The organism is Bacillus cereus group sp. BfR-BA-01441, assembly GCF_022663075.1.
Lineage (GTDB): Bacteria > Bacillota > Bacilli > Bacillales > Bacillaceae_G > Bacillus_A > Bacillus_A cereus.
In genome coordinates this window covers 24,377-37,474 of record NZ_JAKUEU010000017.1, presented here as the reverse complement: position 1 = coordinate 37,474, position 13,098 = coordinate 24,377, and the positions used below count along the sequence as shown (strand labels likewise).

The window sequence follows — 13,098 nt, the reverse complement described above, 5'->3', positions numbered from 1 at the left end:
AATGTCAACTGTTGCGTTCCATACGTTAGGTTGTAAAGTAAACCACTATGAAACAGAAGCCATTTGGCAATTGTTTAAACAAGGTGGTTATGAAAGAACAGAATATGAAAAGAAAGCTGATGTATATGTTATTAACACATGTACAGTAACGAATACTGGGGACAAAAAAAGCCGTCAAGTAATCAGACGTGCTGTGCGTCAAAATCCAGATGCAGTTATTTGTGTAACGGGATGTTATGCACAAACATCTCCAGCTGAAATTATGGCGATCCCGGGTGTGGATATTGTAGTTGGTACACAGGATCGTGAAAAGATGTTAGGTTACATCGAAGAATTCCGTAAAGAGCGTCAACCAATTAATGCTGTCCGCAATATTATGAAAACACGTGTGTACGAAGAACTTGATGTACCTTATTTCACGGATCGTACACGTGCGTCTTTAAAAATACAAGAGGGTTGCAATAACTTCTGTACATTCTGTATCATTCCTTGGGCGCGCGGTTTAATGCGTTCTCGTGATGGAAAAGAAGTTATTAAACAAGCGCAACAATTAGTGGATGCAGGCTATAAAGAAATCGTATTAACGGGTATTCATACAGGTGGATACGGCGAAGACATAAAAGATTATAACTTAGCTGGATTACTTCGTGATATGGAAGCGGAAGTAGGCGGATTAAAACGTCTTCGTATTTCTTCTATTGAAGCGAGTCAAATTTCAGATGAAGTAATTGAAGTGTTAGATAAATCTGAAGTAGTTGTACGCCACTTGCATATTCCGTTGCAATCTGGCTCTAATACTGTATTAAAACGTATGCGTCGTAAATATACGATGGAATTCTTCCAAGAGCGTTTAGATCGTTTGAAAGAAGCGTTACCAGGCCTTGCGATTACATCTGACGTAATCGTTGGTTTCCCAGGTGAAACAGAAGAAGAATTCATGGAAACATACAATTTCATTAAAGAGAACCGCTTCTCTGAGTTACATGTGTTCCCTTACTCAAAACGTACAGGAACACCTGCAGCGCGCATGGAAGATCAAGTTCCTGAAGATGTGAAGAACGATCGTGTTCATCGTTTAATTGAGCTATCTAATCAATTAGCGAAAGAGTACGCATCAGCGTTTGAAGGTGAAGTGCTTGAAATCATTCCGGAAGAGCAATTTAAAGAGGGCGACCGTGAAGGGTTATATGTAGGTTATACAGATAACTACTTGAAAATTGTATTTGAAGGATCAGAAGAATTAATTGGTAAGCTAGTGAAAGTGAAAATTACGAAAGCTGGTTATCCATATAACGAAGCGCAATTTGTTCGTGTTCTTGAAGATGATGTGAAAAAAGAATCAGCTAGCGCATAAAAAGAGCGTGCAACCGGAAACGGTTTGCATGCTTTCTTTATTTGAAGCGGTTAAGTAATAGAAGGTGGGGAGGCGTTTCATGCATCCCTGTATGAAAAAAGATGAAATGATAAAAATATAGTTGTCTTCATCAGTGAAGGATACTAGTTATTTGCATAACTTTTGAAAAGGAAATGCTTCTATTCTTCTTTTATTCTGCCAAATAGTTGACCTGAAGTGATAAAATGTATTATAATCGTAAAAGACATGCTGAAGAAGTGTTTCTTTTTGCATGCTGAAGTTAGTATGTAAGTGTGATGTTTCGGAGGGAGGGAAAGAGAATGTCAAAAACAGTCGTTCGTAAAAACGAGTCTTTGGAGGATGCACTTCGCCGTTTTAAAAGATCGGTTTCTAAAACTGGTACACTTGCTGAAGCAAGAAAGCGCGAGTTTTATGAAAAACCAAGTGTAAAACGTAAGAAGAAATCTGAAGCGGCAAGAAAGCGTAAATTCTAAGAGAGGGTGTAAGTTATGAGTCTTCTCGGTCGTTTAAACGATGATATGAAACAAGCGATGAAGAATAAACAAAAAGAAAAATTAACCGTTATTCGTATGGTTAAGGCTGCTTTACAAAATGAAGGTATTAAACTGCAACATACTCTTACTGAAGAAGAGGAAATAACAGTTTTAGCTCGTGAAGTAAAACAGTATAAGGACTCCCTCCTTGAATTTAAAAAAGCTGGTCGTGAAGACCTTGTTAATAAACTGCAAAGTGAAATTCAGATTTTAAGCGCATATTTGCCAGAGCAATTAACTGAAGAAGAACTAGTTGATGTAATCAAGCAAGTTATTTCTGAAGTTGGTGCGACTTCTAAAGCAGATATGGGTAAGGTGATGACTGCTGTTATGCCGAAAGTAAAAGGTAAAACAGACGGATCACTTGTGAATAAGCTGGTTATCCAGCTATTAGCATAAAAAAACGTCTCATTTCGTATGAGACGTTTTTTTATTGTTCTTATTAAGGAGAAACGCTATATTGCTTAAAAAGCGTTTCTGTAAGTGATAAAAACCCCTCTAGTTAAAGTTTCAATTTATTATTTCCTTGTATAATTCCGATTCTACACCTATTCTTACTTCCTTGACTAAAACTTCTTTCGCGAATAAAAGCTAAGTACCGAGCCTTCTGAAACTCAGATTGAAGTTTTATAGCTTGCTCTTCAGCATAATCCTCAAAGGTAACGAAAGAGATTCTAACTATTTTAGATTTTGCATCAGTTGCATAAAATGGCTGGATATTACTGTCGGTAACTTGTTTTATAACATTCAAAATTTCTTGACCAAAGCCGATTTCCTTTCGTATTTCCTCATTTATTAATTCATTTTTTAATGAACCCTAATATTTTTTGAAATTCATATAACAACCATCTATAAAATATTCTTACTTACAACGTAACATTCAGATTGAAGAAATTTTCTTTTTTTGATTTTATCCCGCATTAACGGGTAGCCCGATTGGTGAGGATTGATTATAGTTTTACTTTATCTCAGTTGTCCAATAAATGACAACTACTTATTCTATGGTCAGTATGTCACGTCCAGAACGAATTGTAACAGGTTTTTTCAAGTTTCCCACTTCTCGCTAGGCTCAATTTCTTAATGTAACTTGTACTGATATCCTGTAGGGGCGCATATTCTTGTATTAATACTTCTATTATTAAAGATAACATCCTCTGATCCATCATTGTCCTGACAAATATGATTTCATATAGCGACTGTTTTAATTAACATGATATGAACTCTTGCAGAATATAGTTATGTTAGTGAAGTCGTTATAACACGATAGGCACTTGTGAAGAAATACATATATATGGGATGAGAGGGGGTCTTTCGAGATGAAGAAATTAGAACAAATGAAAAATTGGTTGACAAAACAAGTAGACCTACCAGTGGATGTATTAATGGATCTACCTCGGATTACTCTTGTTGGGCAAATACATATTTATATAGAAAATCATCGGGGGTTATTAGTGTTTTCAGATAAAGAAGTGCGATTGCTTTTAAAACACGGTCAATTATTAATTAAAGGACAATCCTTTGTTATTAAAACGATTCTTCCAGAAGAGCTTTTACTCGAGGGGATAATTGAGCAAGTAACATTTTTAGAAAATGAAAAAAAAGGTGATTGAAGTGAAACTTCCATTTGTGAAGTTTTTCTTCTTTATCCTGTAAAAGTTCCGTTGATAGAGACTGATTACAGTTTTACTCTGTTTTATTTTAGTACGAGCTATTTTAATGCTTCAAATAAAAGTAGTATATCTACTTTTAGAAAGGTAGTGAAGATGATAAATGAAAAATAAATGGTTTATAAAGTGGCTTGGATATGTAAAAGTGCGAATTGAAGGTAGAGGAGCGGAACGGTTTGTTAATGAATGTGTACGGAGGAATTTATTAGTTTGGGATGTTAAAAAGATAGCTGATGAAACGTTAGTTTTTTGTATGTTGTTACGCGATGTGAAAAAAATAAAACCAATTTATAGAAAAAATGAATGTAAATTATATTTTATTGGACGTTATGGTTTTCCTTTTTGGAATAAACGTTTAATTAAAAACAGTGGATTTTTAATTGGTTTTTTAATTTTCTTTTTTGGTGTGATTGCAATGTCAAATATGGTTTGGAAAATTGAAATTACAGGAGCTAAACCTGAAACAGAATATATATTGATGAAAGAATTGGATAAAATGGGTATTAAAAAAGGGAAACTACAATTTCAAATGCCGAATGTAGAAGATGTACAACGCCATTTGACAGATAATATTAATGCCATTACTTGGGCGGGACTAGAAGTAAGGGGAACGACTTATCATTTTAAAATTGTTGAAAAAAACGAACCGAAGAAAGAAAAGGAACAAAGGCCGCAAAATTTAGTAGCAAAAAAAGAAGCGATTATTACAAAAACGTTTGTAGAAGTTGGAAAGCCGGTTGTACTGAAAAATGATCATGTAGAAAAAGGACAGATTCTCGTATCGGGAATATATGGTAATGAGGAAAGTCCGACGATTGTTTCAGCGAAAGGTATTGTATATGGCGAAACGTGGTATACATCTAAGGTGGATGTCCCGTTAAAGACGCAATTCCAAGTGTATACTGGTAATGTATACAATGAACATTTTCTTAAATTCGGGGATACGAAAATAAAAATATGGGGATTTCAGCATGATAAGTATAAACGCTCTCGTACTGAAAGTGTAAAGCATGATGTGAAATTATTTGGTTTTACACTGCCGATTGCATATGAAAAAGATGTTGTGAGAGAAGAGGAAGAAGCGAATCGAGAATATACAGAAAAGCAAGCGCTGAAAGTAGCGAAGGAGATGGCCGAAAAAGAACTAAAGAAAAAATTGGATGAACATGCTATGATTGTAAGTGATAAGATTTTGAGTAAAGAGGTTGAGGCGGATCAACTAAAAGTCACATTGCATTATACTGTGGTTGAAAATATTGCAGAGCCACAACCAATATCCGAATCCGATATTCAAGGAGACTGAGTAATGGCAGAACAATTAGTAGAAATGAACCAACAATTGGAAAATGCTAACGAAGCAATCGCTCTTTTTGGAGTTAATGATGCGCATTTAAAAGTAATTGAACGAGAACTGAATGTATCGATCGTAACTAGAGGAGAAACTGTTCATGTATCTGGGGCAGTTGAAACGGTGGCACTCGTAGAAAAAATCTTACAGCAATTACTTGTTGTAATTCGTAAAAGTATATCAATTTCAGAGAGAGATGTTGCGTATGCGATTCAGCTTGCACAACAAGGGAAAATTGCTCAATTTGAAGAGTTATATGAGGAAGAAATTTTCAAGACTGCAAAAGGTAAATCCATTCGTGTAAAAACAATGGGGCAAAGAAGATATATTCATGCGATGAAGAAGAATGATATTGTCTTTGGGATAGGGCCTGCAGGAACTGGAAAAACATATTTAGCTGTAGTAATGGCTGTGAGAGCTTTAAAACAAGGATATGTAAAGAAAATTATTTTAACAAGACCTGCTGTAGAAGCTGGAGAAAATTTAGGTTTTTTACCAGGGGATTTGAAAGAGAAGGTAGATCCATACTTACGCCCGTTATATGATGCTTTACATGATATTCTTGGACAAGAATATACGCAGCGTATGATGGAGCGAGGAGTAATTGAAATAGCTCCGCTTGCTTATATGAGGGGGCGTACGCTTGATGATTCATTTGTTATTTTAGATGAGGCTCAAAATACAACGGGTGCTCAAATAAAAATGTTTTTAACAAGATTAGGTTTTAGTTCTAAAATGGTTATTACAGGGGACCCTTCACAAGTAGACTTGCCAAAAGGGGTAAAATCAGGGCTATCTATAGCTGCTAATATTTTATCTGGTGTATCAGGTCTGTCATTTATTACATTAGAACAAACGGACGTTGTGAGACATCCATTGGTGCAACGTATTATTGAGGCATATGATAAAATGGAATGATCCTATTTGTCAGGATCATTTCTTTTTGTATGATAAGGTTGGCGAACGTCATATTTTTTACTATCATGAAAGATAAGGAAAATAAACTATTGGTACTAGTGTATAAAATATTGCCTCAAAGTATCGTTTGGTAGAAGAAATGAAAGCTATAAATAGTTTCACTTTATTTCTGGAGAGGAGAAGGTATTGAAATCATGTCAAGATCTCAAGAAATTTCTAAGTGGTTTCGTAATTTACAACATTCGAAAAAACTAAGTTGGATTTCTTACGTTGTGTTAGGAGCAGTGCTGTTTTTTGCGCTTATGAATAATGTAAAACCAGAACAATTAGATGTTAATATGTATTCTATTGCGAAAAAGACAATCCATTCTCCTATAAAAATTGAAGATAAAGTTACAACGGATAAAAAGAAAAAAGAAGCCGCTACAAAAGTTGAAGATCAATATACATATAAAAGTGAGTATAAACAAAACAAAGTTGATATTGTGAATGACGTCTTTGCTAAAGTGGATGAAGTGGTGCAAGAGATTAAAGCTGTTGGACCGGATGATCAAAAAAAGATGACTGATGCTGAGAAAGTGGACAAGTTAAAAAAGAAACTACCCGCTGACTTAACGAAAGAGTTATCTGATTCAAACTTACTGAATTTGATTAATGCAGATCCGAGCCAATTAGTATTAGCGAAAGATGCTGCGGTCACAGCGATTAATAGTATCATGACTGAGCATATTAAAATGGACGAATTGAAAGATGCGAAAGAACGATATGTAAGTGAGATGAATAGTGTTAATGTTGATAATGGTTTAAAAGAATCAATTAAGGCGCTAGGAAGATATGCAATTTCAGCTAACTATTTTTATGACCCAATCTTAACGAAAGAGAAGAGAAAAGCAGAGGAAGATTTAGTTCCACCTGTTTATATTCTTCAAGGACAAGTTCTTGTTAGAGAAGGTGAAACAATTTCAAGTGATGTGTATAATCAGTTGAAATTAGTTGGTTTGTTAGAAAAAGGGAACGGTTTTCAACCTTATATTGGATTAGCGGTACTCATTGGTGTGTTACTATACTTTATGCATAAACAATTTGAATTATTTTTAAAGAGAAAAAGAGAAGATAGACCGTATGTTTTAGCGTATATTACAATTTTGTCTATCACAATCGTCTTAATGAAAATCATTAGTTTGTTTCAAAAACTTGAATACGCAGGGATTGCATATGTTGTCCCAGTTGCGATGGGAACAATACTTGTAAAACTAATGATTGGTGATCGATTTGTCTTTTTAACGAGTATGATTTTTTCTGTATGCGGAAGTATTATGTTTAATGAAGGAGTAACGAGTACATTAAATTATAGTGTAGGGATTTACGTATTGTTAAGTTCGTTATCGGTTAGTATTTTCTTGCGAGAAAAAAATCGTCGTACAATGATTTTACAGGCTGGTATACTCGTTTCTGTATTAAATGTAGTCGTATTGGCGGCGCTCTTATTATTACGTAATGGGAATTTTTCGCCTCTTGAAATTGGTACGCAATTATTAATGGCTTCACTTTCAGGGATTATATCATCCGTTTTGGCTATGGGAATTTTACCATATTTAGAAAGTGGACTTGGAATCGTATCAAGTATGAAGCTTATGGAATTATCAAGCCCAAATCATCCACTTTTACGCAGAATTTTGTTAGAAGCGCCAGGGACATATCATCATAGTGTAATGGTAGCGAATCTTTCTGAGGCTGCTTGTGAAGCAGTCGGGGCAAATGGTGTATTAGCGCGTGTAGGGGCATATTATCATGATGTAGGAAAAACAGTACAACCGCAATTCTTTATTGAAAACCAAATGGGAATTGAAAACCCGCATGATAAATTAGATCCTGTAACAAGTAAAGATATTATAATTGCTCACGTAACGGATGGAGTAAGAATGCTCGAAGAATATCATATTCCACAAGAAATTATTGATATCGCTGGGCAACATCACGGTACAACGTTACTGAAATATTTTTATTATAAAGCTATTAAAGAAGATAAAGAAAAATATACAGAAGAGATGTTCCGTTATCCAGGTTCAAAAGCAACTTCGAAAGAATCGGCAATTGTTGGTATTGCTGATAGTGTAGAAGCTGCGGTACGTTCTATGAATCACCCAACGCCAGAACAAATTAATAATTTGGTGCAAAGTATTATTAAAGATCGACTGCAAGACGGTCAATTTAGTGAATGTGATTTGACGTTTAAGGAACTACAAATCGTTGGAAAAACGTTGTGTGAAACGTTAAATGGTATTTTCCATTCGCGTATTACATATCCGGAACCTCCGGAAGAAAAGGAGAAAGAATGAGTTTGTTAATTGATTTTATTGATGAAACAGAAGAAGTAAAAGAAGAGTATATGAGTTTAATTCGTGAAGTGTTAGAAAAAGCAGCTCAAATGGAAAATATCGAGGATGGTGCGGAGGTATCGGTGACATTTGTAGATAATGAGCGCATTAGAGAAATTAATCGTGATTACCGAGATAAAGATCAACCTACAGATGTAATATCCTTTGCCATGGAAGAGATGGGAGAAGGAGAAATGGAGATTGTTGGTGCAGAGATGCCGCGCATGTTAGGGGATCTTATTATCTCTATTCCAAGGGCGAAAGAGCAAGCTGAAGAGTACGGACATTCTTTCGATCGTGAACTTGGATTTTTGGCGTTACATGGCTTTTTACATTTACTTGGTTATGATCACATGACAGAAGAAGATGAAAAAGAAATGTTCGGAAGACAAAAAGAAATTTTAGAAGCTTTTGGATTAGGACGATGAAAAAAGGAAAACTTATAGATAGTTTTGGATATGCTATAGCTGGTATATTCTTTTGTTTTCGTCATGAACGAAATATGAAAATCCATTATTTAGCCGCAGTCATTGTTATATGCTGCGGCTTTTATTTCCATATTACGAAAATAGAGTGGATGATATTACTTATTGTAATAGGGAGTGTAATGAGTTTAGAGATGGTAAATACGGCTGTGGAAAAAACGGTAGATTTAGCGACTGCCGATATTCATCCGTTTGCAAAAATTGCAAAGGATGTTGCGGCAGGAGCGGTTTTATTGTTTGCAATTATAGCTGTTATAATTGGTGCTATTATCTTTTTACCGTATATGGTATAGTTGCATTCCGAAGCTTTTATTAAGCTTTGGAAGTGCCGTAAGGGCCTTTAATGAGAGAGTGTATCTCTTCATAGCTGTGAACAGGAAGGATGCGGGAATATGAATAGTAAACAATTAATTCTAGAAGCAATCGAAGCGCGTAAACAAGCGTACGTACCATATTCTAAATTTCAAGTAGGTGCAGCATTATTAACGCGCGATGGAAAAGTGTATCGTGGATGTAATGTTGAGAATGCATCATATGGCTTATGTAATTGTGCTGAAAGAACAGCTTTATTTAAGGCGGTTTCTGAAGGAGATAACGAATTTGTAGCCATTGCGGTTGTAGCAGATACAAAGCGTCCAGTACCTCCTTGTGGAGCATGTCGACAAGTTATGGTAGAATTATGTAAACAGGATACGAAAGTATACTTATCAAACTTACATGGTGACGTTCAAGAGACGACAGTCGGAGAATTGTTACCAGGAGCATTTTTAGCGGAGGATTTACATGAATAGAAAAGGTTATAAATCAGGTTTTGTCTCTATTATTGGCAGACCGAATGTTGGAAAATCTACATTTTTAAACCGTATTATCGGCCAGAAAATTGCTATTATGAGTGATAAGCCACAAACGACTCGTAATAAAATTCAAGGTGTATATACAGAAAATGATGCACAAGTTATTTTCATTGATACACCAGGAATACATAAACCTAAACATAAATTAGGCGACTTCATGGTAAAGATGGCGCAAACGACATTAAAAGAAGTTGATATTGTTCTGTTTATGGTTAATGCAGTTGAAGGATTTGGTCGTGGTGAGGAATTCATCATTGAGAAATTAAAAGAAACGAAACAACCAGTATTTTTAGTCATTAATAAAATTGACCAACTTCATCCAGAGCAATTACTAGAGTTAATTGATCAATATCGTAAACTACATGAATTTGCAGAGATTGTACCAATTTCTGCGTTAGACGGTAATAATGTGGACGCTTTAATTGGAACAATTAAAAAGTATTTACCAGAAGGACCACAATACTATCCAGAGAATCAAGTAACGGATCATCCGGAGAGATTTATTATTGCAGAGCTTATTCGTGAGAAAGTACTACATTTAACACGTGAAGAAGTGCCGCATTCTGTGGCTGTTGTTATCGATGCGATTCAAAAGCGTGAGGGCGGGGCAGTTTATATAAATGCAACGATTGTTGTTGAACGTGCATCACAAAAAGGAATCATCATCGGAAAACAAGGGAAAATGTTAAAAGAAGTTGGTAAGCGAGCTCGTTTTGATATTGAAGCGCTACTTGGTTCTAAAGTATTTTTAGAAGTATGGGTAAAAGTGCAAAAAGATTGGCGTAATAAAATGTCTCAGCTTCGTGACCTAGGTTTCCGCGAGGATGAGTACTAAAATAGAGTAAAGTTGTAATCAGTGGATGGTTGGTTCATCCACTGATTATTGGTTTTTATGAACTTTGATAAATTAGGAAAAATTTTTCTCACATGAAAATGGACAAAATGGGTCAATTTAATAACAACAAAGGAAATTGGTTTATAGGCTACGCTTATTGAGAAAGGTGGATTCTTATGCTAGATTTTACCTGGAAGTTTTTCTCCAAAACAGGAAGCATTGAAACGTACTTGCTTTTGAAAGAAATGGAAAAAGACGTAAACGATGAGATGGATCAACATGAAGAGGAGCTAGCGCATCTAGACTCTCCAATTTCTTGACCCGTTTTGTTCAAACCTTGGATGGTGACGAACATGTTTCAAAAAGTTGAGGGCATCGTTATCCGTACGACAGATTACGGAGAAACGAACAAAATTGTTACAATATTCTCAAGAGAACTTGGTAAGGTAAGTGCAATGGCAAGAGGGGCAAAAAAACCGAAAAGCCGATTAGCATCTGTGTCGCAATTAATGACACATGGCCATTTTCTAATTCAAATGGGATCTGGGCTTGGAACATTGCAACAAGGCGAGATTATTTCAACTATGAAAGAAATTCGCGAGGATATATTTTTAACTGCTTATGCATCATTTATTGTTGAGTTAACTGATAAAGCAACAGAAGATAAAAAACATAATCCGTATTTATTTGAAATGTTATATCAAACGTTGCATTATATGTGTGAGGGTGTTGATCCAGAAGTATTATCATTAATTTATCAAACGAAAATGCTTCCGGTATTAGGGATGCGCCCGTACTTTGATACATGTGCGATTTGTCATCAAGAAACAGACTTTGTCGCCTTCTCCGTAAGGGAAGGCGGTTTTCTGTGCTCACGTCATGCAGAGCAAGACCCATATCGTATACCGGTAGGAGAAGCTGTTCATAAATTATTACGCCTTTTCTTCCATTTCGATTTACATAGGCTCGGAAATGTATCGGTAAAGGATAGCACAAAAAAACAAATGCGTTTAGTATTGAATACATATTATGATGAATATTGCGGAATTTATTTGAAATCAAGACGTTTTTTAGAACAACTTGATAAGTTTCAAATATAATTTTGGGCCGTATACGGTCCTTTTTACATACTTTCTTTTTCGAATAGCATATTTAGTATATAATATTTAAGAGATAGTATAACTTTTTTCGTTGTGCATTAAAGGTGGTGATTATCATAGAGCTGAATAAACGGCAAGAACATATCATTCAGATTGTAAAAGATCACGGTCCTATTACAGGGGAATCAATTGCAGCGCAATTGGGTCTAACACGTGCGACGCTAAGACCAGACTTAGCAATTTTAACGATGGCTGGTTATTTAGAAGCACGTCCACGCGTAGGTTATTTTTATACGGGTAAAACTGGGGGGCAGCTATTATCTGAAGCTGTTAAGAAAATTAAAGTACAAGATTATCAATCTAGACCGGTTGTAATTGATAAAAATGTTTCCGTATACGATGCAATTTGTACGATGTTTTTAGAGGACGTTGGTACATTGTTCGTTGTAGATCAGATGACTCTATTAGTTGGTGTTGTGTCTCGTAAAGATTTATTAAGAGCGAGCTTAGGAAAGCAGGATTTAACCTCTCTTCCGGTTAATATTATCATGACAAGGATGCCAAACATTGCGATGTGTCGTAGAGAGGATTCTTTATATGATATTGCGATGGAATTAATAGAAAGACAGATTGATGCAATGCCAGTTGTAAAAGATACGAAACAAGGTTTAGAAGTGATTGGGCGAATTACAAAAACAAATATTACACGTGCGTTTGTAAATTTAGTAAATAACGAATAAGTGTAATTTGTTTAAAGTGAGGTAATGTAATGGATAATAAAATCGTATATGTCGTATCTGACTCTGTAGGGGAAACGGCTGATTTGGTTGTTCGAGCAGCAATGGGGCAATTCCCGTTTGCTCCTGATATTAGACGTGTACCGTATGTAGAAGATACAGGGACATTAAAAGAAGTGATTTCGATTGCTAAGAGTAATCAAGCACTTATATGTTTTACGTTAGTTAAGCCTGATATGCGCCGGTATTTAGTAACAGAGGCTGCAAAAGAAGGGGTAGAGGCATACGATATTATCGGCCCTCTTATTGATCAAATTGAAGAAATTACGGGGCAAGTGCCGAGATATGAGCCAGGTGTTGTCCGTAGGTTAGATGAAGAATACTTTAAAAAGATTGAAGCGATTGAGTTTGCTGTGAAGTATGATGACGGCAGAGATGCACGAGGTATTTTAAAAGCAGATATCGTGTTGATTGGTGTTTCGCGTACATCAAAAACACCACTTTCCCAATATTTAGCTCATAACAAACGCTTGAAAGTTGCGAATGTACCACTCGTGCCAGAAGTTGACCCACCTGAAGAACTATATCAAGTGGCAAAAGAAAAATGTTTCGGTTTGAAAATTACGCCAGATAAGTTAAATCATATTCGAAAAGAACGATTAAAATCACTTGGATTAAGTGATGGAGCAACATATGCAAATATTAATCGTATTCAAGAAGAAATTGATCACTTTGAGGAAGTAATTAGTAAAATAAATTGCCAAGTAATCGATGTATCGAATAAAGCGATTGAAGAAACAGCAAATATTATTGTGAATGCAGTGCAAAACCAAAAAATGTTTTAGCACATTTACCAAAGGTGAATGTG

15 protein-coding genes are annotated in these 13,098 nt (G+C 35.5%); all 15 read left to right on the top strand.

Going from position 1 to position 13,098, the window contains the following annotated elements:
• Position 1: 1 nt before the first annotated feature.
• The 15 genes from mtaB (at position 2) to MR107_RS09795 (ending at position 13,075) form a co-directional block, all read left to right on the top strand.
• Entirely contained in the window at positions 2 to 1,354 is a 1,353-nt protein-coding gene (gene mtaB / locus MR107_RS09865) for a tRNA (N(6)-L-threonylcarbamoyladenosine(37)-C(2))-methylthiotransferase MtaB (protein ID WP_000108680.1), read from the top strand.
• 320 nt (positions 1,355 to 1,674) lie between these two features.
• Positions 1,675 to 1,848: a 30S ribosomal protein S21 gene (gene rpsU, locus MR107_RS09860; protein WP_000048061.1), complete on the top strand. Its 174-nt coding sequence runs from the start codon at positions 1,675 to 1,677 to the stop codon at positions 1,846 to 1,848.
• Between the two features lie 15 nt (positions 1,849 to 1,863).
• Positions 1,864 to 2,307, top strand: a complete 444-nt coding sequence (locus MR107_RS09855) for a GatB/YqeY domain-containing protein (RefSeq protein ID WP_000054562.1) — start codon at positions 1,864 to 1,866, stop codon at positions 2,305 to 2,307.
• Between the two features lie 917 nt (positions 2,308 to 3,224).
• On the top strand, positions 3,225 to 3,518 hold the full coding sequence (gene yqfC, locus MR107_RS09850) for a sporulation protein YqfC (RefSeq protein WP_000732269.1): 294 nt from the start codon (positions 3,225 to 3,227) through the stop codon (positions 3,516 to 3,518).
• Between the two features lie 160 nt (positions 3,519 to 3,678).
• A complete protein-coding gene (gene yqfD, locus MR107_RS09845; RefSeq protein ID WP_000792498.1) occupies positions 3,679 to 4,878 on the top strand; it encodes a sporulation protein YqfD in 1,200 nt (399 codons plus the stop codon).
• A gap of 3 nt (positions 4,879 to 4,881) precedes the next feature.
• The gene (locus MR107_RS09840) at positions 4,882 to 5,841 is read left to right on the top strand and encodes a PhoH family protein (protein WP_000840501.1); all 960 of its coding nucleotides are present in this window, start codon (positions 4,882 to 4,884) and stop codon (positions 5,839 to 5,841) included.
• Between the two features lie 194 nt (positions 5,842 to 6,035).
• Positions 6,036 to 8,180, top strand: a complete 2,145-nt coding sequence (locus tag MR107_RS09835; RefSeq protein WP_226368603.1) for an HD family phosphohydrolase — start codon at positions 6,036 to 6,038, stop codon at positions 8,178 to 8,180.
• A complete protein-coding gene (gene ybeY, locus MR107_RS09830) occupies positions 8,177 to 8,647 on the top strand; it encodes an rRNA maturation RNase YbeY (RefSeq protein ID WP_000054684.1) in 471 nt (156 codons plus the stop codon). Before MR107_RS09835 ends, ybeY begins: the two co-directional genes overlap by 4 nt.
• Complete coding sequence (locus MR107_RS09825; RefSeq protein ID WP_000715464.1) at positions 8,644 to 8,997, top strand: diacylglycerol kinase family protein; 354 nt, start codon at positions 8,644 to 8,646, stop codon at positions 8,995 to 8,997. The genes ybeY and MR107_RS09825 overlap by 4 nt, the downstream gene beginning before the upstream one ends.
• Positions 8,998 to 9,096: 99 nt before the next feature.
• Entirely contained in the window at positions 9,097 to 9,495 is a 399-nt protein-coding gene (locus MR107_RS09820; protein ID WP_001086283.1) for a cytidine deaminase, read from the top strand.
• Positions 9,488 to 10,393, top strand: coding sequence for a GTPase Era (era, locus tag MR107_RS09815; protein WP_001080230.1), 906 nt, complete (start codon positions 9,488 to 9,490; stop codon positions 10,391 to 10,393). Before MR107_RS09820 ends, era begins: the two co-directional genes overlap by 8 nt.
• A gap of 176 nt (positions 10,394 to 10,569) precedes the next feature.
• A complete protein-coding gene (locus tag MR107_RS09810) occupies positions 10,570 to 10,713 on the top strand; it encodes a YqzL family protein (protein WP_000883924.1) in 144 nt (47 codons plus the stop codon).
• Between the two features lie 33 nt (positions 10,714 to 10,746).
• The gene (gene recO, locus MR107_RS09805; protein ID WP_000487009.1) at positions 10,747 to 11,493 is read left to right on the top strand and encodes a DNA repair protein RecO; all 747 of its coding nucleotides are present in this window, start codon (positions 10,747 to 10,749) and stop codon (positions 11,491 to 11,493) included.
• Positions 11,494 to 11,600: 107 nt separating this feature from the next.
• Positions 11,601 to 12,233 carry a transcriptional regulator CcpN gene (locus MR107_RS09800; protein ID WP_000583756.1) on the top strand — a complete coding sequence of 211 codons (633 nt, stop codon included), beginning with the start codon at positions 11,601 to 11,603 and terminating at the stop codon, positions 12,231 to 12,233.
• A 29-nt stretch (positions 12,234 to 12,262) separates the two neighbouring features.
• Positions 12,263 to 13,075, top strand: coding sequence for a pyruvate, water dikinase regulatory protein (locus MR107_RS09795; RefSeq protein ID WP_242263878.1), 813 nt, complete (start codon positions 12,263 to 12,265; stop codon positions 13,073 to 13,075).
• Positions 13,076 to 13,098 lie beyond the last annotated feature (23 nt).